Annotated in this window: 22 protein-coding genes, 1 tRNA gene and 1 pseudogene; 15 read left to right on the top strand and 9 right to left on the bottom strand. The window is 71.8% G+C overall.

Features of this window, described 5'->3' with window-relative positions; translation table 11 throughout:
• Positions 1-5 precede the first annotated feature (5 nt).
• Complete coding sequence (locus ASG76_RS00970; RefSeq protein WP_056598703.1) at positions 6-1,001, top strand: DNA topoisomerase IB; 996 nt, start codon at positions 6-8, stop codon at positions 999-1,001.
• 62 nt (positions 1,002-1,063) lie between these two features.
• Here ASG76_RS00970 and serC read toward each other — a convergent pair whose 3' ends face one another.
• The gene (gene serC / locus ASG76_RS00975) at positions 1,064-2,185 is read right to left on the bottom strand and encodes a phosphoserine transaminase (protein WP_056598705.1); all 1,122 of its coding nucleotides are present in this window, start codon (positions 2,183-2,185) and stop codon (positions 1,064-1,066) included.
• Positions 2,186-2,286: 101 nt separating this feature from the next.
• Between serC and ASG76_RS00980 the strand changes: the two genes are divergently transcribed.
• The 4 genes from ASG76_RS00980 (at position 2,287) to ASG76_RS00995 (ending at position 4,312) form a co-directional block, all read left to right on the top strand.
• Positions 2,287-2,679 carry a zinc ribbon domain-containing protein gene (locus ASG76_RS00980; protein WP_056598708.1) on the top strand — a complete coding sequence of 131 codons (393 nt, stop codon included), beginning with the start codon at positions 2,287-2,289 and terminating at the stop codon, positions 2,677-2,679.
• Positions 2,672-3,178, top strand: a complete 507-nt coding sequence (locus ASG76_RS00985; RefSeq protein ID WP_235529360.1) for a GNAT family N-acetyltransferase — start codon at positions 2,672-2,674, stop codon at positions 3,176-3,178. Before ASG76_RS00980 ends, ASG76_RS00985 begins: the two co-directional genes overlap by 8 nt.
• 84 nt (positions 3,179-3,262) lie before the next feature.
• Positions 3,263-3,901 (top strand): hypothetical protein, encoded by a 639-nt coding sequence (locus ASG76_RS00990; protein ID WP_056598711.1) that lies wholly within the window; start codon positions 3,263-3,265, stop codon positions 3,899-3,901.
• A 36-nt stretch (positions 3,902-3,937) separates the two neighbouring features.
• Positions 3,938-4,312, top strand: coding sequence for a thiol-disulfide oxidoreductase DCC family protein (locus tag ASG76_RS00995; RefSeq protein WP_056598715.1), 375 nt, complete (start codon positions 3,938-3,940; stop codon positions 4,310-4,312).
• Positions 4,313-4,320: 8 nt separating this feature from the next.
• On the opposite strand, the gene ASG76_RS01000 is transcribed toward ASG76_RS00995, so the two are convergent.
• The gene (locus tag ASG76_RS01000) at positions 4,321-5,424 is read right to left on the bottom strand and encodes a citrate synthase 2 (protein WP_056598718.1); all 1,104 of its coding nucleotides are present in this window, start codon (positions 5,422-5,424) and stop codon (positions 4,321-4,323) included.
• Between the two features lie 201 nt (positions 5,425-5,625).
• Between ASG76_RS01000 and ASG76_RS01005 the strand changes: the two genes are divergently transcribed.
• The 8 genes from ASG76_RS01005 (at position 5,626) to ASG76_RS01040 (ending at position 15,831) form a co-directional block, all read left to right on the top strand.
• A complete protein-coding gene (locus tag ASG76_RS01005; RefSeq protein ID WP_056598721.1) occupies positions 5,626-7,713 on the top strand; it encodes a sialidase family protein in 2,088 nt (695 codons plus the stop codon).
• Positions 7,710-8,195: a hypothetical protein gene (locus tag ASG76_RS01010; protein ID WP_056598724.1), complete on the top strand. Its 486-nt coding sequence runs from the start codon at positions 7,710-7,712 to the stop codon at positions 8,193-8,195. The genes ASG76_RS01005 and ASG76_RS01010 overlap by 4 nt, the downstream gene beginning before the upstream one ends.
• 56 nt (positions 8,196-8,251) lie before the next feature.
• On the top strand, positions 8,252-8,899 hold the full coding sequence (pdxH, locus tag ASG76_RS01015; protein ID WP_056598727.1) for a pyridoxamine 5'-phosphate oxidase: 648 nt from the start codon (positions 8,252-8,254) through the stop codon (positions 8,897-8,899).
• Between the two features lie 169 nt (positions 8,900-9,068).
• On the top strand, positions 9,069-9,644 hold the full coding sequence (locus ASG76_RS01020) for a TetR/AcrR family transcriptional regulator (protein WP_157558869.1): 576 nt from the start codon (positions 9,069-9,071) through the stop codon (positions 9,642-9,644).
• Positions 9,644-11,377: an ABC transporter ATP-binding protein gene (locus ASG76_RS01025; protein WP_056598733.1), complete on the top strand. Its 1,734-nt coding sequence runs from the start codon at positions 9,644-9,646 to the stop codon at positions 11,375-11,377. Before ASG76_RS01020 ends, ASG76_RS01025 begins: the two co-directional genes overlap by 1 nt.
• Before the next feature lies 1 nt (position 11,378).
• Positions 11,379-13,334, top strand: coding sequence for an ABC transporter ATP-binding protein (locus ASG76_RS01030; RefSeq protein ID WP_082587154.1), 1,956 nt, complete (start codon positions 11,379-11,381; stop codon positions 13,332-13,334).
• A 458-nt stretch (positions 13,335-13,792) separates the two neighbouring features.
• Positions 13,793-15,379 (top strand): MDR family MFS transporter, encoded by a 1,587-nt coding sequence (locus ASG76_RS01035; protein ID WP_321164067.1) that lies wholly within the window; start codon positions 13,793-13,795, stop codon positions 15,377-15,379.
• Between the two features lie 8 nt (positions 15,380-15,387).
• Complete coding sequence (locus ASG76_RS01040) at positions 15,388-15,831, top strand: MarR family winged helix-turn-helix transcriptional regulator (protein ID WP_235529361.1); 444 nt, start codon at positions 15,388-15,390, stop codon at positions 15,829-15,831.
• Between the two features lie 108 nt (positions 15,832-15,939).
• On the opposite strand, the gene ASG76_RS01045 is transcribed toward ASG76_RS01040, so the two are convergent.
• Together ASG76_RS01045 and ASG76_RS01050 are read right to left on the bottom strand one after the other, a co-directional pair.
• Complete coding sequence (locus ASG76_RS01045; protein WP_082587190.1) at positions 15,940-17,541, bottom strand: glycoside hydrolase family 13 protein; 1,602 nt, start codon at positions 17,539-17,541, stop codon at positions 15,940-15,942.
• A gap of 34 nt (positions 17,542-17,575) precedes the next feature.
• On the bottom strand, positions 17,576-18,361 hold the full coding sequence (locus ASG76_RS01050; RefSeq protein ID WP_056598742.1) for a hypothetical protein: 786 nt from the start codon (positions 18,359-18,361) through the stop codon (positions 17,576-17,578).
• A gap of 64 nt (positions 18,362-18,425) precedes the next feature.
• Between ASG76_RS01050 and ASG76_RS01055 the strand changes: the two are divergent.
• Positions 18,426-19,104, top strand: a pseudogene (locus tag ASG76_RS01055) (metal-dependent transcriptional regulator).
• Positions 19,105-19,113: 9 nt separating this feature from the next.
• Here ASG76_RS01055 and ASG76_RS01060 read toward each other — a convergent pair.
• From ASG76_RS01060 to ASG76_RS01070, 3 genes are read right to left on the bottom strand one after another with little or no spacing between them, the layout of a single operon-like run.
• Positions 19,114-19,983 carry a Sir2 family NAD-dependent protein deacetylase gene (locus ASG76_RS01060; RefSeq protein WP_056598744.1) on the bottom strand — a complete coding sequence of 290 codons (870 nt, stop codon included), beginning with the start codon at positions 19,981-19,983 and terminating at the stop codon, positions 19,114-19,116.
• Entirely contained in the window at positions 19,980-20,246 is a 267-nt protein-coding gene (locus ASG76_RS01065; protein ID WP_056598747.1) for a DUF2277 domain-containing protein, read from the bottom strand. The genes ASG76_RS01060 and ASG76_RS01065 overlap by 4 nt, the downstream gene beginning before the upstream one ends.
• Positions 20,247-20,273: 27 nt before the next feature.
• On the bottom strand, positions 20,274-22,133 hold the full coding sequence (locus ASG76_RS01070; protein ID WP_056598750.1) for a beta-propeller domain-containing protein: 1,860 nt from the start codon (positions 22,131-22,133) through the stop codon (positions 20,274-20,276).
• 52 nt (positions 22,134-22,185) lie between these two features.
• On the opposite strand from ASG76_RS01070, the gene ASG76_RS01075 reads away from it, so the two are divergent.
• Positions 22,186-23,337: a saccharopine dehydrogenase family protein gene (locus ASG76_RS01075; protein ID WP_056598753.1), complete on the top strand. Its 1,152-nt coding sequence runs from the start codon at positions 22,186-22,188 to the stop codon at positions 23,335-23,337.
• Between the two features lie 21 nt (positions 23,338-23,358).
• Here ASG76_RS01075 and ASG76_RS01080 read toward each other — a convergent pair whose 3' ends face one another.
• On the bottom strand, positions 23,359-23,982 hold the full coding sequence (locus tag ASG76_RS01080) for a hypothetical protein (protein ID WP_056598756.1): 624 nt from the start codon (positions 23,980-23,982) through the stop codon (positions 23,359-23,361).
• 141 nt (positions 23,983-24,123) lie between these two features.
• Positions 24,124-24,199 (bottom strand) — tRNA-Arg (locus ASG76_RS01085).
• Positions 24,200-24,202: the final 3 nt, after the last annotated feature.

The raw sequence follows: 24,202 nt of genomic DNA on the forward strand, positions 1-24,202 counted from the left end.
ACCGCATGCCCCGACTGCGGCGTACGTCCCCTGACCAGCCGGGCTGGACCCGCCGACGCGCCGGCAAGGGCTTCACGTTCCTCGACCAGGACGGCAACCGGCTCGACGCCGAGCAGGCGCAGCGCTGCAAGGACCTGGTGATCCCGCCGGCCTGGAAGGACGTGTGGATCACGCCCCACGCCAACGGTCACCTCCAGGCCGTGGGCACCGACGACGCCGGGCGGCGGCAGTACCTCTACCACCCGCAGTGGCGCACCAGCCGCGACGCGGCGAAGTTCGAGCGGATCCTGGTCTTCGGCAAGGCGCTGTCGAGGGCGCGGGAGCGGGTGCTCACCGACATCGGCGTCGAGGGCATGTCGCTCGAGCGCGCCTGCGCCGTCGCCGTGCGGCTGCTCGACCTGGGCTACTTCCGCATCGGCAACGACGTCTACACCGACACCAACGGCTCCTTCGGCCTCACCACGCTGCGCAAGGACCACGTCAGCCGGCACGGCAAGGGCCTGCGGTTCTGCTTCGTCGGCAAGTCGGGGGTCGACCACTGCATCGACATCGACGACACCTCGGCGATCGAGGCGCTCGACGTGATGCGCCGGCGCCGTGGCGGCGGCGACCAGCTGCTGGCGTGGAAGGACGGACGCACCTGGCGCACGTTGAGCTCGAGCGACGTCAACGACTACATCCGCACCTGCACCGGCATCGAGGCCACCGCCAAGGACTTCCGCACCTGGCACGCCACCGTCATCGCTGCCGCGGCGCTGGCCGAGAGCGACGAGCCGGGGCAGACCAAGGCCTCGCGCAAGCGCGCTGTCGCGGCCGCCATGAAGGAGGTCTCGGAGTTCCTCGGCAACACCCCGACCCTCGCCCGCTCGGCCTACGTCGACCCGCGCGTCGTCGAGGCCTACGAGCACGGCCGGACGATCAAGGTGCGTGCCCGCTACGACACCGCCGACGCCCGGCAGGCCGCCCTCGAGCGCGCGGTGCTCAAGCTGCTCGCCGGCTGACCGCCGCTGGTCGAGGAGGTCGCGCAGCGACCCTCACGAGACCCCTCGACCAGCAGCGGTGCTCAGAGCTGGTCGACCACGTAGTCGATCGCGGTGGTGAGCTTCTCCACGTCGGAGGGGTCGATCGCGGGGTACATCGCGACCCGCAGCTGGTTGCGACCGAGCTTGCGGTAGGGCTCGGTGTCCACGACGCCGTTGGCCCGCAGCGTCGCCGCGATGGCGGAGGCGTCGATGGAGTCGTCGAAGTCGATGGTGCCGATGACGAGCGAGCGGTCGGCCGGCTCGGCGACGTACGGCGTGGTGTAGGCCGTGCGCTCGGCCCAGCCGTAGAGCGCGTCGGACGACGCCGTGGTGCGCTCGACCATCCCCTTGAGGCCGCCCTGGGCGTTCATCCAGTCGAGCTGCTCGGCCATCAGGAAGAGCGTCGCGACCGACGGGGTGTTGTAGGTCTGGTTCTTCGAGGAGTTGTCGATCGCGGTCGGCAGGTCGAAGAACGGCGGGATGTAGCGGTCGCCCGCCGCGATCTCCTCGGCACGGGCCAGCGCGCGCGGCGACATCAGTGCGATCCACAGGCCGCCGTCGGAGGCGAAGCACTTCTGAGGCGCGAAGTAGTAGGTGTCGACCTCGGTGAGGTCGACGGGCAGGCCGCCGGCGCCGGAGGTGGCGTCGACGAGCACCAGCGCGTCGTCGGCCACGCCTGCCGGGCGGCGTACGGGCGCCATGACGGCGGTCGAGGTCTCGTTGTGCGCCCACGCGTAGGCGTCGACGCCCTCCTCGGCGACGGCCTCGGGGCGCGAGCCGGGCTCGCTGGCGATCACGCTCGGGTCGGCCAGCCACGGTGCCTTCTTGGCCGAGGTGGCGAACTTGGAGGAGAACTCGCCGAACGACAGGTGCTGGCTCTTCTCGCGGATCAGGCCGAAGCAGGCGATGTCCCAGAAGGCGGTGGCGCCGCCGTTGCCCAGCACCACCTCGTAGCCCTCGGGCAGGTCGAAGAGCGCGGCCAGGCCCTCGCGCACGCGGCCGACGGTCTTCTTCACCGGCGCCTGGCGGTGCGAGGTGCCCATGAGGGTGTCGCCGGTCGCGGCCAGGGCGTCGAGGTGGCTGGTCTGGATCTTGGACGGACCCGCACCGAAGCGGCCGTCGGCCGGCAGGAGCTCGGCGGGGATCTTGATGGCGTCGGTCATGGGTGTACCTCACGTTGATCACGGAACGGCGGTGCTGACGACGCTGTCAGAGCCCCTAGTGTGTCACCCGCTCGAGCACGTCTCACGATGGGGGATCGATCATGAACACCAGCGACGCGCCTCCCGGCCTGGCGCACCAGTCGACCGTGCGGACCGTCGCGCGGGTGCTCGCCGTGGTGCTGCTGCTCTCCGGCGTGGTGCTGCTCGTGCGGGGGATCTCGGGCTTCGTCGACCAGGCGCAGTCGATGGAGGTCAGCGCCGACTTCGGCCCGGTCCTCACCATTGCGGCGGGTGGCTTCTGCGTGGTCCTCGGCCTCGCCGCGGCCAACGTCGGCTGGATGCGCGCCCAGGCGTCGTACGTCGCGGGCGAGACGGTGCCGGTCGTGAAGCAGTCGCTCGAGCACCTGACGGCCGGCCCCACCTGCCGCCAGTGCGGCACCCGCAACGACACGTCCGCGAGGTTCTGCGACAGCTGCGGGCAGTCGCTTGCCTGACACCTCCGACCTGCGCATCTCGCGGGTCCCGATCACCCACCCCGACGCGCAGGCCCTCGTCGAGGCGGTGCAGGAGGAGTACGTCGCGCGCTACGGCAGCCGTGACGACTCCCCGATCGACCCGCGCGACTTCGAGGACCCGCTCGGCCAGTTCTTCGTCGGCCACCTCGACGGGGACCCCGTCGCCACCGGCGCCTGGCGGCGCTCGTCGGTGCGGGCGCTGGGGGCCGACGTCACGGCCGAGGTGAAGCGGATGTACGTCGTCCCGCGCGCGCAGCGACGCGGGGTCGCGCGCCGGATGCTCGCCCACCTCGAGGCGACCGCGGCGGCCGCGGGCATCGAGGCGCTGGTGCTGGAGACGGGCATCAAGCAGCCCGAGGCCATCGAGCTCTACCTGTCGTCGGGCTACGAGCCGGTCCCCGGGTTCGGCCACTACCGCGACTCCGGGCTGAGCCGCTGCTTCGCCCGACTGCTCGTCGCGCGAACTACCGATCTGTAGTTCGCGCGAACCCCTGACGACCTCCGCGACCCCCACCTACGGTCGCTGGTGCACGTGTGGTCACAGGGGAAGGTGGGGCGTCTCATGGAGGTGCGTCGACGCGTCGCGACACGGCTGTGGGCCGTGGTCGCAGCCGGTGTCGTCGCGCTGCTCGTGCTCGCCGGCGGCAGCGCCTCTGCGGTGGACCACGGCCCGTCCCGGCGCGGCATCGTCACCTCGTCCGCGCCCTACCTGATGCCCGTCGAGCCCTACGCCACCTACCAGCCCCAGACGAGGTGCCGCCAGACGCCCCAGGCCGGCGTGCTGCTGCTCGCCGACTGGCTCGTCGGCCGCGGTGGCGGCTACGGGCCGATCAGCCGCTCGTGCGCGGGCTCGAGCACCAGCGAGCACAAGGAGTCGCGCGCCTTCGACTGGCTCCTCGACGCCACCGACCCCGCCGACCGGGCGCTGGGTGACGCACTGCTCGAGGAGATCCTCGCCCCTGACGACACCGGCCAGCCGAGCGCGCTGGCTCGCCGCATGGGTGTGATGTACGTGATCTGGAACGACCGGATGTACGCCGCCTACGACGGCTTCGTCGCCCGGCCCTACCTCAGCTCGGGCTGCCGCACCCGGCGGACGTGCTCGCCCACCCTGCGCCACCGCGACCACATGCACATCTCGCTGACCCGGCAGGGCGCGAAGGGCGCGACGTCCTGGTACTACGCGCAGCAGACCGACTGAGCCGGAGGGCTGGGACGCCGGTCGTAGGCTCGTGGCATGCGACGCGGGCTGATGCTCAACGACGGTGACTGCGGCTTCTGCATGCGCACCGCCGCCCTCGTGCCCCGCCTCGGGGTCGACATCGACGCCTCCACGATCCAGGAGGTCGACCTCGCCGCGCTCGGCGTCGACGCCGACCGCGCCCAGGTCGAGATGCCCTACGTCCACCCCGACGGCCGCGTCGACTACGGCCACCGGGCCTTCGCCGCGATCCTCGCGACCGGTCCGCTGCCCTGGCGCGCGGTGTCGCGCGTCATGACCTCGCGCGCCGTCGACCCCCTGGCCCGCAGGGCCTACCACTGGGTCGCGGCCAACCGCGAGAAGCTGCCCGGCGGGACGCCGTCCTGCGCGCTGCCACCTGCCGCTGGTTGAGGCGGTCCTCAGCCCCAGGCCTCGTCCCAGCCCTCGACCTCGCTGGCCGGGCGGGTGCTCGGGCCGGCGTAGACCGCGGACGGGCGGATCAGGCGACCGGTGGTCTTCTGCTCCAGGATGTGCGCCGACCAGCCGCCGGTGCGCGCGCAGGTGAACATCGAGGTGAACATGTGGGCAGGCACCTCGGCGAAGTCGAGCACGATCGCAGCCCAGAACTCGACGTTCGTCTCCAGCACGCGGTCGGGACGACGCTCGCGCAGCTCGGCGAGCGCGGCCTGCTCCAGCGCCTCGGCGACCTCGTAGCGCGGGGCGTTCAACTCCTTGGCGGTGCGGCGCAGCACCCGGGCCCGGGGGTCCTCGGCGCGGTAGACGCGGTGCCCGAAGCCCATCAGCCGCTCGCCCTTGTCGAGCAGCTCCTTGACGTACGACGACGCGTCGCCGTCGCGCTTCTCGACCTCCTCGATCATGCCGAGCACGCGCGAGGGGGCGCCGCCGTGCAGCGGGCCCGACATCGCGCCGATCGCGCCCGAGAACGCGGCGGCCACGTCGGCACCGGTCGAGGTGATGACGCGGGCGGTGAAGGTGGAGGCGTTCATGCCGTGCTCGGCGGCCGAGGACCAGTAGGCGTCGATGGCGTGGGCGTGCTGCGGGTCTGCCTCGCCGTGCCAGCGGATGAGGAAGCGCTCGGCGAGCGTCTTCCCCTGGTCGACCTCGGCCTGCGGCACGATCGGCTTGCCGAGGCCGCGCGCCGACTGGGCGGCGTACGACAGCACCATCACCGCGACGCGCGACAGGTCGAGGCGCGCCTGCTCGTCGGAGATGTCGTAGGTCTGGCCCATGCCGAGCATCGGCGCGAGCATCGCGACGCTCGCCTGCACGTCGGCGCGCACGTCACCGGTGTGGATGGCGATGTTGTAGGGCTCGGCCGGCGGCAGGCCGGGGGTGTAGGAGCCGTCGACCAGCAGTCCCCAGACGTTCTCGAAGGGCACCCGGCCGACGAGGTCCTCGATGTCCACGCCGCGGTAGCGCAGGGCCGAGCCCTCCTTGTCGGGCTCGGCGATCTGCGTCTCGAACGCGACGACACCTTCGAGGCCGTGCTGGATCTCGGTCATGGGGACTCCTTCGTGCGCGGGGTGTCCCGGGGAGACGTCACGAGACGGCTCATTGTGCACCCGAGAGGCCCCCGGCGGACCACGGGTCTTCTCCTCGGGCCCCGAGCATGCCTATTCTGTGCGCGGGAAGGGAGACGGTGACACGGGTCTCGCGCTGCGCGCGGGCCCCGGGCGCCGACGATCTCTACGAGGAGCTCCACCGTGATCCGTCCCCTGCGCCCGACCGCGGCGACCGCCGCCCTAGCGCTGTCCACCCTCACCGTCCTCGGTGCCTCGACCCTGCTGGTCGGCAACGCCGACGCCGCGGATCCGACCTCCGGGACGGTGAGCGACTCCTCGCGCAGCGTCAGCTGGTCGGGCGGCCCCTTCGTCACCCCCAACGTCACGGGCACCGCGGGCGACGTCGACTGCACCCTGCCGAGCAGCTGTGACGACTACGCGCTGACCGTGGACGCGCCGGCCGGCTACGGCGCCGACCACCGGCTCGAGGTGGACGTCCAGTGGGCCAACACCGCCGCGGACTTCGACGTCTACCTGCTCGACAGCGCCGGCAACGTCGTGTCGAGCGCGGCCTCCAGTGCCGACCCCGAGCAGCTGATCGTCCCGCCGAACAGCGGCACCTACACCGTGCGAGTGGTGCCGTTCGCGCCCGTCGGTGAGGCCTACACCGCGACGGCGACCCTGGCTGCCACCCCTGCCAACCCGCCGGTGGGCACCGACACCAAGGCAGGGTTCACCAACTACGCAGCCCCGAGCAGCTTCGCGGACGCCAATGACGCCGGCGAGCCCTCGATCGGCGTCAACGAGAAGACCAACGCCGCGATGTACCAGGCGGGCCTGTCCACCTTCCGCGCCACCTTCGACGACTCGACCCCGGCCAAGGCGACCTGGGCCGACGTGTCCGCCGACGCCGCCAACGGCTGCCCCGTCGGCAGCCTGACCAGCCTCGACCCCATCCTCTACACCGACCGGGAGACGGGCCGCACCTTCGAGTCGCAGCTCATCACCAAGCCGGGAGCACTGACGTGCTACACCGACGACGACGGTGAGACGTGGAACGTCTCGCAGGGCGCGGGTGCGAACAGCGGGGTGGACCACCAGACGCTGGGCGGCGGGCACTACTCGGCCGGCGGTGTCGGTGCGCTCCCGACCTCCTCCTACAAGAACATCGTCTACTACTGCAGCCAGGACATCGCGACGGCCTACTGCTCGTCCTCGCGTGACGGTGGTGTCACCTTCGGCCCGGCCGTGCCGACCTACTCGCTGCTCGACTGTGGCGGACTGCACGGCCACATCAAGGTGGCGCCCGACGGGACGGCGTACCTCCCCAACAAGGGCTGCGGCGCGTCACAGGCCGTGGTCGTCTCCCAGGACAACGGCACCTCGTGGGAGGTCCGCAACGTGCCGAGCTCGACCCCGGGCGACTCAGACCCCTCCGTCGGCGTCGGGGCGAACGGCACCGTCTACTTCGGCTACGTCGGGGCCGACGGCAAGCCCGGCGTCGCGACGAGCACCGACGGGGGCAAGACCTGGCAGCACGGCCAGACGGTCGGCTCCGACCTCGGGATCCAGAACGCCGTCTTCCCGACGATGGTGGCGGGCGACGACGACCGCGCGGCGTTCGCCTACCTCGGCACGCCCACCGGCGGCAACTACCAGGACACCGCGAACTTCACCGGCGTCTGGCACCTCTACGTGACGACGACCTACGACGGTGGGAAGACGTGGCAGACCTCCGACGCGACGCCGACCGACCCGGTGCAGCGCGGCAGCATCTGCACCGGCGGGACGACCTGCGGCGACGACCGCAACCTGCTCGACTTCATGGACGTCACCATCGACGACCACGGCCGGGTGCTGGTCGGCTACGCCGACGGCTGCATCGGAGAGTGCGTGACGGGCGGTGCCAACAACCACGACGCCTACGCCACCATCGCCCGGCAGAGCAGCGGCAAGACGCTGTACTCCTCGTTCGACCCCGTCTCGACCAACGCGACCCTCACGTCCCTCACCGGGCAGAAGACGTCGAAGGGGTTCACGGCGACGGCGGTCGTGACCAACACCGGCACGACGACGCTCGACGGCGTGCAGGTGCAGGTGCTCGACGGACGCAAGCAGGTCCTGCTGTCGTCCGGAGCGTCCGTGGCGCCCGGCAGGACACTCAGCGTGACGGCGACCTGGAGCGCGGGCAGGGGTTCGCACGTGGTGACCGCCGTGGCCGACCCGGCGAACGCCATCGCCGAGGACGACGAGGGTGACAACAAGCAGACGGCCACCCTCACCCGATGAGTGGCCGCCACGTCGCGGAGGCCGTCCTCGGGCTCGTCGTCGCGCTCGCGCTGAGCGGGTGCGGAGCCTCCGAGGGCGGCGGCGCCGCCACGGAGGACGCGGACCCCGAGGGTGCGCAGGCGGTCGCCGACACGAGCGTCTGCGTGGCCGACGCCTCCCCGGCGCCGTCTCCCTACGCCGGCGACTTCCCGCCGGACTGGCCGTTCCCGGACGGCGCCGTGGTGCACGGCGCGGAGGACCGTGGTGACAGCGGCACGGTGGTGACAGCCGTCGTGGCGAGCGACTTCCCCGAGGTCCTCGACTTCATGAACGAGGACGTGGTGGGGGCAGGCTTCGCGATCGAGAGCGGCGAGACCGAGGACGACGACGCGGAGGCGGAGTGGTCCGGCAACGGCTACCGCGGTCGCTGGTCGATCCGGGAGTCGGCCACCTGTGACGGTGAGACGGTCATCCAGGTGCTGGCGGCGCCCGGCGAGGAATAGGCAGGGCGACCGAGGAGCCCGGCCCTGCTGGGGCGGGCCGGGCTACCCTCGGGCGCATGGACCTCTCCGGACTGCGCGAGGAGTACGGCCGCGACGGGCTCGACCTGCCGGACCTGGCCGCCGACCCGATCGCGATGTTCGAGCGCTGGCTCCAGCAGGCGATCGCCTCCGGCGTGCACGAGCCCAACGCCATGGTGGTCGCCACCGCCGACGCCGACGCGAGGCCGTCGAGCCGCATGGTGCTGCTCAAGGGAGTCGACCCCGGGGGCTTCGTCTTCTTCACCAACCACGCCTCGCGCAAGGGCGAGGAGCTGGCGACCAACGCCCAGTGCGCCCTGCTGTTCCCGTGGCACCCGCTCGAGCGACAGGTCCGCGTCGAGGGAGTCGCGACGCCGCTCGGCGCCGACGAGGTCGAGGCCTACTTCCACTCCCGCCCCCGCGGCGCGCAGCTCGGGGCCTGGGCCTCGGCCCAGTCGCGCCCGGTCGCCTCGCGCGCCGAGCTGGCAGCGGCGTACGCCTCGGTGCAGGAGCGCTTCGGCGCCGAGGACGCCGACGGCGTGGTGCCCGTGCCGCCGGACTGGGGTGGCTACCGCGTGCGGCCGGAGGTCGTGGAGTTCTGGCAGGGCCGGCCCGGGCGGATGCACGACCGGATGGTCTACCGCCGCGAAGGCGACGGGTGGCGGGTGGAGCGGCTCGCTCCGTAGGGGCATACCCACGTCGGACGCCGATTTCGAGACGACTCGCTGAGTCCTTCGCTCCGCTCAGGTCTCACCCGAGTCTCCTCAATCTCCCTTTCTTGTCCTGAGCCCGCGCGAGCGCGGACTCAGGGAAAGCGACTTGTGAGTGAGTGCTCACTCACTTACGATCGACGGCGTGACCCCACGCGCCCGCCCGATGACCCCCGACGACCGCCGCCGGGCCCTCGTCGAGGCGACCATCCCGCTGCTCCACGAGCACGGCCGCACGGTCACCACCAAGCAGATCGCGGATGCCGCAGGCGTCGCCGAGGGCACGATCTTCCGGGTCTTCGAGTCCAAGGACGAGCTGGTCACGACCGCCGTCGAGGAGGCGCTCGACCTGGCCCCCTTCGTCGCCCAGCTCGGCGCGATCGACCCGGACCAGCCGCTGGCCACGATGCTGCTCGAGGTGGTCGAGCTGTTCCAGCAGCGCTTCGAGCGCATCTTCACCCTGATGACCCGCATGGGCATGGTCGGGCCGCCCAAGGCCCGCAAGCACATGGAGGCCGAGCGCCAGCGTGTGGGCCTGGTCCTCGAGGCGATGGCCGAGCCCCACCGCGACGAGCTGCGGGTCGCCCCGGGCCAGCTCATGCACATGGTGCGGCTGCTCACCTTCTCCGGCACCCACCCCCACATCTCCGACGGTCGCCCGCTCTCTGCGGCGGAGATCGTCGACACGCTGCTCCACGGCGTGCTCACGAAGGAGTCCTGATGCTGCTGCGACTGGTGCGCACCTACCTCCGCCCGTACGCCGCCCCGCTCGCCGCGGTCGTGGCCCTGCAGTTCGTCGGCACGATGGCCGCGCTCTTCCTGCCGAGCCTCAACGCCGACATCATCGACCGCGGCGTGGTCACCGGCGACACGGGCTACATCGTGAGCCACGGCGGGCTGATGCTCGCGGTCTCGCTGGTGCAGATCGTCTGCTCGGTCGGCGCGGTCTGGTTCTCCGCGCGCAACGCGATGGGCTTCGGCCGCGACCTGCGCGCCGCGATCTTCCACCGGGTCGGCTCCTTCTCGGCGCGCGAGGTGCAGCACTTCGGCGCACCCTCGCTGATCACCCGCGAGACCAACGACGTGCAGCAGGTGCAGATGCTCGTGCTGATGGCAGGCACGCTCATGGTGTCGGCGCCGATCATGATGGTCGGCGGCATCATCATGGCCGCCCGCGAGGACGTCGGCCTGTCGTGGCTCGTGCTCGCGGTCGTGCCCGTGCTCGGGATCTCGATCGGCCTGATCGTGCGCCAGATGGTGCCGAGCTTCCGGCTGATGCAGGAGCGCATCGACGAGGTCAACCGGCTGCTGCGCGAGCAGATCACCGGCGTACGCGTGGTGCGGGCGTTCGTCCGCGAGGAGCACGAGAGGCAGCGCTTCGGCGGGGCCAACCAGCAGCTGACCGACGTCGCCGTCCGCGCCGGTCGCTGGCAGGCCGCGATGTTCCCGACGGTGATGGTGGTGGCCAACCTCGCCACCGTCGGGGTGCTGTGGTTCGGCGGGCACCGCGTGGAGGCCGGGCACATGGAGGTCGGCGCCCTCACCGCCTACATCTCCTACCTGATGCAGATCGTGATGTCGGTGATGATGGCGATGTTCATGCTGATGATGGTGCCGCGCGCCTCCGTGTGCGCCGACCGCATCTCCGAGGTGCTCGACACCGAGTCGTCGGTCGTCCCGCCCGCCGACCCGGTCACCGAGCTCCCCGCGACGCTGACGCTCGAGCTCGACGGCGTCACCTTCGCCTATCCCGGAGCCGACGAGCCGGTGCTCCGCGAGGTCGCGCTGAGCGCCGGGCCGGGGGAGACGATCGCCATCGTCGGCTCGACCGGCGCCGGCAAGTCGACGCTGGTCAACCTGGTGCCGCGGCTCTTCGACGCGACCGGCGGGTCCGTGCGCGTCGGCGGCGTCGACGTACGCCGCATCGACCCCGAGACGCTCTGGTGGCGCCTGGGCCTGGTGCCGCAGAAGGCCTTCCTGTTCCGCGGCACCGTCGCCGACAACCTGCGCTACGGCAAGCCCGACGCGACCGAGGACGAGATGTGGTCGGCGCTCGAGATCGCCCAGGCCCGTGACTTCGTCGAGGCCATGCCCGAGGGGCTCGACGCCGAGATCGCGCAGGGCGGGTCGAGCCTGAGCGGGGGGCAACGGCAGCGGATGGCGATCGCGCGTGCGGTGATCCGCCGCCCCGACATCTACCTCTTCGACGACTCCTTCTCCGCACTCGACCTGACCACCGATGCGCGCCTGCGCGCGGCGCTGGCCCCGGTCACCCGCGACGCGACGGTGGTGATCGTGGCCCAGCGGGTGGCCACGATCCGCCACGCCGACCGGATCGTGGTGATGGAGGACGGCGCCGTCGTCGGCACCGGCACCCACGACGAGCTGCTCGACGACTGCGAGACCTACCGCCAGATCGTGGCGTCCCAGCTGACCGCGGAAGAGGTGGCCTGACATGACGCAGATGAAGGAGACCGAGCGCGTCCAGTCCGGGCCGGGCCCAGGCCGCGGCCCGATGGGCGGGGGGATGATCGGCCAGAAGGCCGACACCTTCTGGCCCTCGCTCAAGCGCCTGCTCGCGCGGCTGCGTCCCGAGCGCCACAAGGCGTACGCCGTCCTCGCGCTGACCGTGGTCAGCGTCGTGGCGACCGCCGTCGGTCCGCGGATCCTGGGCCGGGCCACCGACCTGGTGTTCGCCGGCCTGATCGGTCGCGACGTCCTGGGCGGCGGCGCCACCCAGGAGCAGGCGGTCGACGCGCTCCGGGCGCGGGGCGAGGGCAACCGCGCCGACATGCTCGCCTCGATGGACCTCACCGACGGCGTCGACTTCGCCGCCGTCGCCGACGTGCTCCTGCTCGTGCTCGCGGTCTACGTCGCCGCGTCGCTGCTCGCCTGGCTCGCGGGCTACCTGCTCAACGACGTCGTCCAGCACACCGTGCTGCGGATGCGCTCGGAGGTGGAGGACAAGGTCCACCGCCTGCCGCTGGGCTACTTCGACAAGCAGCCGCGCGGCGAGCTGCTCAGCCGGGTCACCAACGACATCGACAACATCAGCCAGACCCTCCAGCAGACGATGAGCCAGATGCTCACCTCGCTGCTGACCGTCTTCGCGGTGCTGGCGATGATGTTCTGGATCTCGCCCCTGCTGGCGATGGTCGCGCTCGTGTCGGTGCCGATCTCGATGCTTGTCACCGGCGCGGTGATGAAGCGCTCACAGGGCATGTTCATCCAGCAGTGGCGCCGCACCGGCACCCTCAACGCCCACATCGAGGAGACCTTCTCCGGGCACGCGGTCGTCAAGGTGTTCGGCCGGCAGGCCGAGGCCGAGCGGGTGTTCGCCGAGCAGAACGACGAGCTCTACGAGGCGTCGTACGGCGCCCAGTTCGTCAGCGGCCTGATCATGCCGATCATGATGTTCGTCGGGAACCTCAACTACGTCGTCATCGCCGTGCTCGGCGGCCTCCGGGTCGCCAGCGGCACGATGTCGCTCGGCGACGTGCAGGCCTTCATCCAGTACTCCCGGCAGTTCACCCAGCCCCTCACGCAGGTCGCCTCGATGCTCAACCTGCTCCAGTCGGGCGTCGCCTCGGCCGAGCGGGTCTTCGAGCTGCTCGACGCGCCCGAGGAGCCCGCCGAGGAGACCGGTCGCCCGGCCGACGCCGCGGACGCCCACGGCGAGGTGCGCTTCGAGGACGTGTCGTTCTCCTACGACCCCGAGCAGCCGCTCATCCAGGGCCTCTCGCTCGTCGCGCAGCCCGGCAGCACCGTCGCCATCGTCGGCCCCACCGGTGCCGGCAAGACGACCATGGTCAACCTGGTGATGCGTTTCTACGACCCGCAGGCCGGGCGGATCCTCGTCGACGGCGTCGACATCGCCTCGATCCCGCGCGGCGTGCTGCGCGGGCGGATCGGGATGGTGCTGCAGGACACCTGGCTCTTCGCCGGCACCATCCGCGACAACATCGCCTACGGCCGTCCCGACGCCAGCGAGGAGCAGGTCCTCGAGGCCGCCCGTGCGACCTTCGTCGACCGCTTCGTCCACTCGCTGCCCGACGGCTACGACACCATCATCGACGAGGACGGCTCCAACCTCTCGGCCGGCGAGCGCCAGCTCGTCACCATCGCGCGCGCCTTCCTCAGCGACCCGGCGCTGCTGATCCTCGACGAGGCGACCTCGTCGGTCGACACCCGCACCGAGCTCCTGCTCCAGCACGCGATGGCGGCGCTGCGCTCGGACCGTACGTCGTTCGTGATCGCGCACCGGCTCTCGACGATCCGCGACGCCGACCTGATCCTGGTGATGGAGGCCGGCTCGATCGTCGAGCAGGGCTCGCATGAGGAGCTGCTCGAGGCGGACGGTGCCTACGCCCGCCTCTACCGCTCGCAGTTCGAGGCGCCGGCCGAGGTCTGAACGGCGTGCGGGCCCAAATGCGTTGAGCGCGCTGGGGCGTCGACGTACGGTGGTGGCACACAGAAGGGAGGTGATCCGGAGAATGAGTTCTTTTCGGATGAGTGAGGTGGCTGCCCGCTAAGGCAGCCCGGTCCGCCGACAGCTGCCGGCGAATCCACTGCAGCCACCCGACCCGCAGGCTCCCGGTGTCATCCGCCGGGGCCCCTCTTCAGGGGCAGCAGGCCTGCGGGTCGCTGCATGTCCGGGTCGTCCGTCGCGTTCCCCGGATATCCGGGGAAACTCGAGCCTCCACCCCGAAGTTTCGGGGGTGAGGCTCCAGTTTCGATATGGAACCTCGCGTCTTGGGTGCCGCGGTGTGGTCCACGTCTCGTACGTCCCGGGTTGGGCGGAGCCGTCCGACGGCATATGGTTGTGGAGCACAACAATTGCGCACCGCAACCACGACCCGAAGGAACGCAGTGACCCAGGCTCCCACCGTCCCGGCCGAGCAGAGCGGACAGATGACCCACCGCGAGGTGCTCGAGGCCCTCAGCGGCCTCCTCCTCGCGATGTTCGTCGCCATGCTGTCGAGCACCATCGTCAGCAACGCCCTGCCCACCATCGTCGACGACCTCGAGGGCAGCCAGACCGGCTACACCTGGGTCGTGGTCGCGACCATGCTCGCGATGACGGCGACCACGCCGATCTGGGGCAAGTTCGCCGACCTCTTCGACAAGAAGCTGCTCGTGCAGTCGGCCCTGGTGATCTTCTCCGTGGGCTCCCTGATCGCCGGCTTCGCGCCGTCGATGGAGGTGCTGATCGGTGCCCGCGTCGTGCAGGGCCTCGGCGTCGGCGGCCTGACGGCCCTGGTGCAGGTCGTCATCGCCACGATGGTCTCCCCGCGCGAGCGCGGTCGCTACAGCGGCTACATCGGCGCGGTCTTCGCCCTCGCCACCGTCAGCGGCCCCCTCGTCGGTGGCGTCCTCGTGGACACCGTCGGCTGGCGCTGGTGCTTCTTCGCCGGGCTGCCCGTCGCGGCGCTCGCCTTCGTCGTGCTCCAGAAGACGCTGCGCCTCCCGGTGGTCAAGCGCGACGTCTCCATCGACTACCTCGGCGCCTTCCTGCTCGTCGGCGGCGTCTCGATCCTGCTGATCTGGGTCTCGCTCGGCGGCCAGAACTTCGAGTGGATCTCCTGGACCAGCGCCGCGCTCGTCGTCGGCTCCATCGCCGTCATCGCTGCGGCCATCCACGTCGAGGCCAACGTCGCCACCGACCCGGTGATCCCGCTGCGCCTCTTCAAGGACCGCACGCTGACCCTCGCCACCGTCGCGTCGGTCCTGATCGGCGTCGCGATGTTCGGCTCGACGGTCTACCTCAGCCTCTACTTCCAGCGCGCCAAGGACATGAGCCCCACCGAGGCCGGCCTGATGTCGATCTGCATGGTCGGCGGACTGCTCGTCTCCAGCATCATCAGCGGTCGCATCATCACCGCCACCGGCCTCTGGAAGCGCTGGCTGGTCGGCGGCATGGTCGCCGTCATCGCGGGCATCGCGCTGCTCTCCACGATCGACGCGTCCACCCCGCTGTGGCGCACCGGCCTCTTCATGGCCGTCCTGGGCCTCGGCCTCGGTGCCACCATGCAGAACCTGGTGCTCGCGGTGCAGAACACCATCGCCCTGTCCGACATGGGCGCCGGCTCGTCGGTCGTCGCCTTCTTCCGCTCGCTCGGTGGCTCGGTCGGCATCGCCGCCCTCGGCGCCGTGCTGGCCCACCAGGTCGCCGACGCGGTGAAGTCGGGCCTCACCGCGCTGCTGCGGACCCACCCGGAGTACGCCGAGGCGGTCGGGCACCAGACCGGCGGCATCCCCGACGTCTCGCAGATGCCCGCGCCGATCCGCGCGATCTTCGAGAGCGCCTTCGGTGACGCCACCGGCCACATCTTCCTGGTCGCGCTGCCCTTCGCGATCGGCGCGCTCGTCGCGGTGCTCTTCATCAAGGAGGTGCCGCTGCGCACCTCGGTGAAGCGCGACGACGAGCTGGCGGGCGACGCCACCGCGGGCGTGTGAGCACGACGGTGAGCACCCGCAACGACGACCTGCGCCGGATCGAGACCGAGGTCGGCAGCCTGATCCGCCGGGTCAAGCGGGTGATGGCCGAGCGCGCCCTCGAGGTGCACCCCGAGCTGCACCCGATGACCTACTTCATCCTGTCCCACCTGGCCGTGCACGGCCCGCTGCGGGGCGCGGACCTCTCCGGTGCGTTCGGGATGGACAAGGGCGGCGTCAGCCGGCAGGTCCAGGCGCTGGTCGACCTCGGGCTGGTCGAGCGCAAGCCCGACCCCGAGGACCGTCGCGCGATCCTGCTCGACGCGACCGACGAGGGCCGCCGGCGCCTCGACGAGGTGAGCGCCAGCCGGCGCGACCGGTTCGACCAACGGCTCGCCGACTGGAGCGACGCGGAGCTGTCGCACTTCGCGGGCCAGCTGGCGGCGTACAACCGGGCGCTGTCCGACGACTGAGGGCTTGCTGGGTCGGCGTAGTTAGGGACGAACTGGTCGGGATCCGGCCTGATCGCCTACCAGAACTTCCCTAACTACCCCGAGAATCTGCCTGGGAAGGGGTGCGCGTCAGCGCAGCCAGACCGCCGTGTCGCTGGGGAGCTTGCCGTCGACCGGGCCGCTGGCCAACAGCACCTCGCCCTCGGGCAGCGCGACGGGGGCGTCGCCGCAGTTGAGCACCGCGGTCAGCGGGCCGCGGCGGAAGGCCAGCACGTCGGCGCCGAGGTCGAGCAGCTCGACGTCCTCGCCAGCGCTCCACGCGAAGTCGCGGCGAAGTCGCAGCGCGTCGCGGTAGAACGACAGCGTCGACGACGGGTCGGCGGACTGGGCCTCGACGGTGAGCGTCGCCCACTCGGCGGGCTGCGGGATCCACGGCTGGGTCGTGCCCGGGCCGAAGCCGTACGGCGCCTGCGCGCCGGACCACGGGATCGGCACCCGGCAGCCGTCGCGACCGGCCTCGCCGGTGCGGAGGTAGGCCGGGTCCTGACGGTCCTCGGGCGCGACGTCGACCTGCTCGAGACCGAGCTCCTCGCCCTGGTAGATGTAGCTGGAGCCGGGGAGCGCGAGCATCGTCAGCGTGGCCGCGCGGGCGCGGGCCAGGCCCTGCTCACCGCCGCCGTAGCGGGTGACGTGGCGTACGACGTCGTGGTTGCTGAGCACCCACGTCGGCGAGGCGCCGACCGGCTCGACGGCCGCGAGGGTGTCGGTGATGACGCGGGCGAACGCCTCGGCGGACCAGTCGGCGAGCAGCCAGGCGAAGTTGAACGCCTGGTCGAGCTCGTCGGGACGCACGAAGGCGGCCATCGACTCGGCCGTCTGGGTCCAGGCCTCGGCCACGGCCATCTTGTCGGGTCCGGCCTCGTCGAGGACACGGTGCCAGGCGCGGTAGACGTCGTGGACCTCGGGCTGGTCCCACATCGGCTCGTCCTTGAGGTCGAGCGAGACCATCGAGTGGTCGGTGTTGACCTGGCCCGACGAGGCGCGCTTGCCCTCCTCGACGACCTGGTCGCGCAGGCTGGCCTCCTTGAACAGCCCGTGCGCCACGTCGACGCGGAAGCCGTCGACGCCGCGGTCGAGCCAGAAGCGCAGCACGTCCTCGAACATCGCGGGCACCTCGGGGTTGCGCCAGTCGAGGTCGGGCTGGGTGGAGTCGAAGAGGTGGAGGTACCACTGGCCGTCCTCGACCTGGGTCCAGGCCGGGCCACCGAAGACGGACTCCCAGTTGTTGGGCGGGTTGCCGTCCTCGCTGTCGCGGAAGAGGTAGCGCGCGCGCTCGGGGCTGCCGGGGCCGGCGGCGAGCGCGGCCTTGAACCACTCGTGCTCGTCGGAGGTGTGGTTGGGCACGAGGTCGACCACGACCCGCAGGCCGAGCTCGTGGGCGCGGGCGACGAGGTCGTCGGCGTCGGAGAGCTGGCCGAACAACGGGTCGACGTCGCGGTAGTCGGCGACGTCGTAGCCGTGGTCGTGCTGCGGCGAGGTGTAGAACGGCGTGATCCAGAGCGCGTCGACACCGAGCCCGGCCAGGTGCGGCAGGCGCGAGGTGATGCCCGGCAGGTCTCCGACGCCGTCGCCGTCACTGTCGGCGAAGCTGCGGACGTAGACCTGGTAGACGACGGCGTGACGCCACCAGTCGTCGCGACCGGCGGGGATTGGATCGTTCAAAGCAGCCATGCGCACCATCTTCTCAAGGGAGGGGGAGTCGCGGTCAAGCCGGCGTCTGACCGCCGAACAGCTCCGGGTCCACCGCGATCCACGTGTGCTCGGCCGTGGCGACCACCCGGCCGTCGGAGTCGTAGAGGGTCGCCGCGGTGAAGGTCTTGCGTCCGTCCTGGCCGCGGCCCTCGCCGACCACGACGTGCGGCTCGCCGATCACGGGCAGGTCGTCGACCCGAGCGGTCATCCGCCCGAGCACCATCAGCCGCTCGGTGAGGTCGCCGGCCCAGCCCCCGATGCAGTCCAGTGCCGCCCAGGTCGAGGCCAGCGACGCGCGCGCCAGCTCGTCGGCGTACGTGTGCCAGTCCTCGTGCAGGCTCGGGTGCGGCGTCCACGTCGCCGCGACGCGCTCGCCGTGGGGCCCGCCGTCGACGCGGCCGGGGAAGATCCGCAGGCCGTCGCCCGGCTCGCGCGCCGTGCCGCACGCGAAGCAGGTGGGGAAGGGATGGAACCGCAGGCCGGGATAGCTCGACTCGGCGGCCGCGGCGAGCTCGGGGGCCACCGGCTCCACCTCGGCGAGCTCGCGCTCGACGCGGTGCGCGGTGGCGACCGGAGCACCGTCGATCGACGCGGTCGTGGTGCCGTCGGCGGCGGTGAGCGGCAGCGGGGTGTCGAGCGGCGGCGGCCGGCGCAGCGAGACCTCGATGGCGGGCCAGCTGTCGCAGCGGTCGGCGGGGGAGTCGGCGTCGTCCATCCCGGCGAGCGCGCCGGCGGTCCAGCCGCCGTTGCCGGAGTCCGGAGGACCGCAGAAGCGCCGCGGCACGATGAGTTCGCTCACCGGCCTCACTGTGCCATGGGTCGCGCGGTCGGCGGCAGTTGCAGGATGGGACAGAATGAGCCTCGTGAGTGACCTCATCGACACCACCGAGATGTACCTCCGCACGATCTACGAGCTCGTGGAGGAGGGCATCGTCCCGCTGCGCGCGCATCGCCGAGCGCCTGCACCAGTCGGGGCCGACGGTGTCGCAGACGGTGGCGCGCATGGAGCGCGACGGCCTGCTGACGGTGCAGGGCGACCGGCACCTCGAGCTGACCGAGGAGGGCCGGCTCCTCGCGACCCGCGTGATGCGCAAGCACCGCCTCGCGGAGCGGCTGCTCACCGACGTCATCGGCCTCGACTGGGAGCTCGTGCACGCCGAGGCGTGCCGCTGGGAGCACGTGATGTCGGAGACCGTCGAGCGCCGGCTGCTCGAGCTGCTCGACCACCCCACCGAGTCGCCCTACGGCAACCCGATCCCCGGCCTCGACGAGCTCGGCGACGTGTCCGGTGAGCACTTCATGGACAACGTCGAGCCGCTGTCCGACGCTGCCGTCGCCGACGACCAGCGCGTCCACGTCAAGCGCATCTCCGAGGAGATGCAGAAGGACGAGGAGCTGATGGGGCTGCTGCGCCGCGTCGGCGCGCTCCCGGGCAAGACCGTGACCATCGCGCGCACCGAGGAGGGCATCCTCATCGGGTCGGGCGGGGAGAGCGCCGAGCTGGTGGTCGAGGCCGCGGCGCACATCTTCGTGCGGCGCTGAGGCGGCTCGTCAGCGATCCCCGGCCGGCCGGGGATCCCTGACGTTGTCGGCCGTTGCAACCCCTGACAACGTCAGGGATTGACGGGCAAGCCCGCCCAGGAACTCGCTGCACCCCACCTCGAGCTTGTACGTCGCCAACGCATCGCCCCGGGTCAGCCCGCGGTTCACGATGACGATCGGCGTGCCTCCCGCAGCCGCCCGCTTGACGAACCGCAACCCGCTCATCACCGTCAGCGACGAGCCCGCCACGAGCAGCGCGCCGTCGGTGCCGAGCGCCTCCACGGCGGCGTAGCACCGGGCGACGCGCTCGGCCGGGACGTTCTCCCCGAAGAACACGACATGCGGCTTCAGCGGGCCGCCGCACGGGCACCGCGGCACGACGAAGTCCGCGGTCTCGTCGACGTCGACGTCTCCGTCGGGACGCATCAGCGCCTCCCCGTGCCGCTCGAGCCAACCCGGGTTGAGCTCGTCGAGCCGGTCCTGCAGGTCGGCGCGCGAGGACGTCGCACGACAGGACAGGCAGACCACGTCGGCCACGCGCCCGTGCAGCGCGACGACCTGTCGGGAGCCGGCCGCCTCGTGCAGGCCGTCGACGTTCTGGGTGATCAGCAGCTCGGGGTCGAGCGCGGCGAGCGCGCGGTGGCCGTCGTTGGGCACCGCGCGGCCCATCCGCTGCCACCCCACGTGGCTGCGGGCCCAGTAGCGGCGCTGCGCCTCGGGGGTCGCGACGAACTCCTGGTAGGTCATCGGCGCCCGCGCCGGGGCGCCCGGCCCGCGGTAGTCGGGGATGCCGGAGTCGGTCGAGAGCCCGGCCCCGGTCAGCACGACCAGAGGCCGGGTCGCGAGGAGGTCGAGAGCCTCGAGCGACGCGACCGTCACGCGTAGCGCGCCTGCGCGCGGGCCCGGGCCTTGGCCGCCTCGACCTCACGGTCCTTGGGCGGCGCGGTCGTCACCAGGTCGTCGAGCAGGTGCTCGGTGATGTGCGCGATCTCCTTCACCGCGGCGTAGAACGCCTCCTCGTTGGCCTGCGAGGGCTTCGTCGTGCCCGCGACCTTGCGGACGTACTGCAGCGCGGCGGCCGTGACCTCGTCACGCGTGGCGGGCGGCTCGAAGTTGTTCAGCGGGCGGATGTTGCGGCACATCCTCCGAGCCTACGTCCGGCGGAAGCGTCAGAGGGAGAAGAAGGAGACGTCCTCGCCCGTCACGAGCGCCACCTTGCCCGAGGCCAGCGGCACGAGGCGTACGTCGGCGACGTCGCTGCCGTGCTCGACCTCGACCATCCGGTTGGTCATCGAGCCGTCGTCGAGGGAGAGCACGGAGACCCAGCCGGTGGTGCCGGTCCAGCCCTGCGAGACCACCGTGAGGGCGACGCGCTGCTCGGGCAGCCAGGTGAACTGTCGCGGGTCGAGCCCGGCGCCGGCCTGGGTCTGCCGCGGGTAGTGGACGACGTCGAGCTGGCGGGGCGCGGTGAGGTCGGTGACGTCGAAGAGGGCCGCCTGCGCGCCACGCATGATGCCGCGCGCCGAGGCGTCCTGGCCGACGCCGATGAGACGGTGCTCGCCGAGGGGGTGGAGGTATTCGGAGAAGCCCGGGATCTTGAGCTGGCCCATCAGCCGCGGCGCGGACGGGTCGGACAGGTCGACGGCGTAGAGCGGGTCGGTCTGGCGGAAGGTCACCACGATCGCGAGGTCGTCGAACCACCGCACCGACTTGATCTGCTCGTCCACGCCGAGGTCGTCGACGCGGCCCTCCTCGACCAGGTCGGCGCCGTCCTCGCGCAGCGTGACCACGGAGTTGAAGTTGCCGGTCTCGGTGCTGGGGCCGACCGCGACCCGCAGCGAGCCGCCGACGGCGTCCATCGACCAGCGGTCGGCGATGGTGCCCTCCACCTCGCCGGAGGCGACGTACGTCGTCCCGGCGCCGTCGAGCGCGAAGGCGAAGATCGGCGTGGTGCCGGTGTCGAGCGTGGGGACGGGCCCGACGCGGCAGTCGAGGCAGTCGCCCCAGCCGCCCCAGCGCGGCCCGCCGGCGGCGAGGTAGAAGCGGTCTGCGGAGAAGTAGGAGGTGTCGGAGTCCGTCGCGACGGCCGTCGAGGTGCGCGTGGTCGGTGCGGCCGGGTCGAAGGCCAGCACGGTGGTGGTGCCGAGCCCGATGCGGTCGTCGTCGGGGATCGCGACGTCGGCGCAGTCGACGACGGGCTCGCCGTCGACGGTCGGCAGCCAGTCGGCGAGGGTCGTGTCGCGCACCAGCGACCGGTTGCGCAGCCGGGCGCGCACCTGGCCGAACGTGCCCTCCGGGGTGGAGAAGTCGAGCTCCGGCAGCCCGCTCTGGACGACCACGCGCACCACGTCGTCGTGCACCCGCACCGCCGAGGCGCGGCCGCTGACCGTCGTGGTGTCGACGACCGTCGGCGAGGTCGGGTCGGAGAGGTCGACCGTCGTGATCGTCGAGGCGAGGCCGTCGTCGGAGGTGCCGACCACCACGGCGCGGCCGTCGACGAGGACCATCTCCCCGCCGGGGTCGCCCGGCCAGCCGTTGCCGCGGGCGTCGTCGAGGCGGGTCGACGACAGCAGCGACGGCTCGGCGCCCGAGACGTCGTAGGCGAGCAGCTCGCCGTCGCGCAGCCGCAGCAGCAGCGGCCCGGCGACCTTGACGACGTCGGACTCGTCGACGCCGAGCTCCTGGACGTTGGTGCCCGACTCGTTGCTGACCGAGCGCGAGGTGGACACGCCCGTCCACGCCCGCTCCGAGCCCGACGTGGCGGAGTCGGCGGCGCCGGCCTGGGCGTCGTACATGATCATCCCGCCGTCCCAGCCGTAGGGCCCGACCAGGTCGAGCCCGCGCTCGACGTAGGAGTCGAGCAGCTCCTCGCAGCTCCCGGCGGTGACGAGGTCGGCGTTGGCGAGCGCGATCGGCGGCGTGCCGGGCCGCGGCCCGCCCTGCGAGTCACCCAGCGCGTAGCCCGCGGCGGCGGCGGCGCCGAGCGCGGTGATGGCGGTGATGGCGGTGGTGGCCCGGCGCACGTTCATGGCGGTGGGACGCCCGCGCGGAGAGGCTGGTTCCCCGTGGCACGATGGCGCGATGAGCGACGACCGCCCCTTCGACATCGTGCTGTTCGGCGCGACCGGCTTCACCGGTGGCCTCACCGCCGACTACCTCGCCGCCCACGCTCCCGCGGGCCTGCGCTGGGCGATCGCCGGCCGCAACTCCGACAAGCTGGAGGCCGTACGCCGTCGACTGGGCGATCACGTGCAGGTGCTCGTCGCCGACTCGACCGACCCCGCGGCGCTGGCCGACGTCGTACGCCAGGCGCGGGTCGTCGCCACGACGATCGGTCCCTACCTCCAGCACGGCGACGCCCTCGTCGGCGCGTGCGCGGAGGCCGGCACCGACTACCTCGACCTCACCGGCGAGCCCGAGTTCGTCGACCGCACCTGGCTCGCGCACCACCAGACCGCCGTGCGCACCGGCGCCAGGCTCGTGCACGCCTGCGGCTTCGACTCGATCCCGCACGACATCGGCGCCTACTACACCGTCAAGCAGCTGCCCTCCGACCAGCCGATCACCCTGCGCGGCGTCGTCCGGTCGGCCGGCACGTTCTCCGGCGGCACCTTCCACTCCGCGCTCGACCAGTTCGCGCGGGCCAAGCAGATGAAGAAGGCCCACGCCGACCGCCGGCGCGCCGAGGGGCGGCCCGAGGGACGCTCCTCGCGCTCGGTCGGCGGTGCACCCCACCGCGACCCGGTGCTCGGCTACTGGCTGCTCCCGCTGCCGACCATCGACCCGGTGGTCGTCGCCCGCAGCGGCGCCGCGCTCGAGGCGTACGGTCCCGACTTCCGCTACTCCCACTGGGCGGGCACCAAGACCCTGCGCTACGCCGCCGGCGGGGCGCTCGGCGTGGGCGCCCTGACCGTCGCCGCCCAGCTCAGGCCGGTGCGCGACCTGCTGAAGTCGAAGGTCCCGCAGGGCTCCGGTCCGAGCGAGACCAAGCGCGCGCGGTCGTGGTTCACCGTCGACTTCGTCGGCGAGGCGGGCGGCCGGACGGTCCACACGCGCGTCTCCGGCGGCGACCCCGGCTACACCGAGACCGCGAAGATGCTCGCCGAGGCGGCACTGTGCCTGGCGCTCGACGACAACCCCGACACCGCCGGGCAGGTCACCACGGCCCAGGCGATGGGCGACGCGCTGCTCGCGCGGCTGCAGGCGGCCGGGATCCGGTTCGAGATGATCTGAGCGGCGACGTCGGGGGTCGGCTCACACCATCTCGGGCACGTGGAGGTGCGCGAAGACCATCTCCATCTCGTCCACCCGCTCGACCGTGGCGCCCATCTCGCTGGCAACCCTGTCCCGGATGCCGCGGGCGTCGTCCCTGGTGGCCTCCATGGACCGTTCGTCGTCGAACACGACAGTGCCCACCACCCGTCCGGCCTCGCGGTCGATCATGAAGCTGGCGCTGCAGAAGCCCTCCATCTCCTCCAGACGTGGCAGGACCGCCATCCGGTAGATGTCGATCGCCCGGTCCGCCGTCCCGGGGTCGCCACTGAGCCACGTGAGCCGTGCGCAGGCGCCCTCCGGCGCGGCGTGGTCACGGTGCACCACTGCCACCTCCCACTGGTGCACCTCGCTGCCGCTGGTGCCCAGGCTCTGCTCCGCACGGTCTCGCAGGGACACCACCCTGTCCGCGGTGGCGAGGGCCGCTTCCATCGACTGCCACGCCGTGGTCGCGATGCAGCGACCGGACTCGCGGTTCGCGAGCAAGGACATCCCGACGCATCCGTCCATCGCGGACACGGCAGGGAAGACCTCGTCGCGTACGACGGCGATGCCGTCTTCGATCTTGCTCGGGTCTCCTTGGACCTCGGTGGTGCGCACGAACATGACGCGTCCCTCTCTGCTCCCGGGCAGCGTCCCGGCGGCGCCGCCACCTCCGTCAACGCTGCGCCGGTGCAGGACGAGGGTCAAGGCACAAGCAGGGGATATGCCTTCGGCGACACGATCGCCGGAGGGGTACGCACGTGGTGGTGCCCCAGGCAAGAGTCGAACTTGCGACCTTTCGCTTAGGAGGCGGCTGCTCTATCCACTGAGCTACTGGGGCGGC

Origin of the sequence: Nocardioides sp. Soil774 (assembly GCF_001428125.1) — a bacterium.
In the GTDB taxonomy this organism is placed as follows: domain Bacteria; phylum Actinomycetota; class Actinomycetes; order Propionibacteriales; family Nocardioidaceae; genus Nocardioides.

Excerpts from the sequence above, each read along its gene's own strand:
- ASG76_RS00970 (WP_056598703.1), top strand. The coding sequence starts at position 6 with ATGCCCCGACTGCGGCGTACGTCCCCTGACCAGCCGGGCTGGACCCGC.
- serC (WP_056598705.1), bottom strand. The coding sequence starts at position 2,185 with ATGACCGACGCCATCAAGATCCCCGCCGAGCTCCTGCCGGCCGACGGC.
- ASG76_RS00980 (WP_056598708.1), top strand. The coding sequence starts at position 2,287 with ATGAACACCAGCGACGCGCCTCCCGGCCTGGCGCACCAGTCGACCGTG.
- ASG76_RS00990 (WP_056598711.1), top strand. The coding sequence starts at position 3,263 with ATGGAGGTGCGTCGACGCGTCGCGACACGGCTGTGGGCCGTGGTCGCA.
- ASG76_RS00995 (WP_056598715.1), top strand. The coding sequence starts at position 3,938 with ATGCGACGCGGGCTGATGCTCAACGACGGTGACTGCGGCTTCTGCATG.
- ASG76_RS01000 (WP_056598718.1), bottom strand. The coding sequence starts at position 5,424 with ATGACCGAGATCCAGCACGGCCTCGAAGGTGTCGTCGCGTTCGAGACG.
- ASG76_RS01010 (WP_056598724.1), top strand. The coding sequence starts at position 7,710 with ATGAGTGGCCGCCACGTCGCGGAGGCCGTCCTCGGGCTCGTCGTCGCG.
- pdxH (WP_056598727.1), top strand. The coding sequence starts at position 8,252 with ATGGACCTCTCCGGACTGCGCGAGGAGTACGGCCGCGACGGGCTCGAC.
- ASG76_RS01025 (WP_056598733.1), top strand. The coding sequence starts at position 9,644 with ATGCTGCTGCGACTGGTGCGCACCTACCTCCGCCCGTACGCCGCCCCG.
- ASG76_RS01030 (WP_082587154.1), top strand. The coding sequence starts at position 11,379 with ATGACGCAGATGAAGGAGACCGAGCGCGTCCAGTCCGGGCCGGGCCCA.
- ASG76_RS01045 (WP_082587190.1), bottom strand. The coding sequence starts at position 17,541 with ATGGCTGCTTTGAACGATCCAATCCCCGCCGGTCGCGACGACTGGTGG.
- ASG76_RS01065 (WP_056598747.1), bottom strand. The coding sequence starts at position 20,246 with ATGTGCCGCAACATCCGCCCGCTGAACAACTTCGAGCCGCCCGCCACG.
- ASG76_RS01070 (WP_056598750.1), bottom strand. The coding sequence starts at position 22,133 with ATGAACGTGCGCCGGGCCACCACCGCCATCACCGCCATCACCGCGCTC.
- ASG76_RS01075 (WP_056598753.1), top strand. The coding sequence starts at position 22,186 with ATGAGCGACGACCGCCCCTTCGACATCGTGCTGTTCGGCGCGACCGGC.
- ASG76_RS01080 (WP_056598756.1), bottom strand. The coding sequence starts at position 23,982 with ATGTTCGTGCGCACCACCGAGGTCCAAGGAGACCCGAGCAAGATCGAA.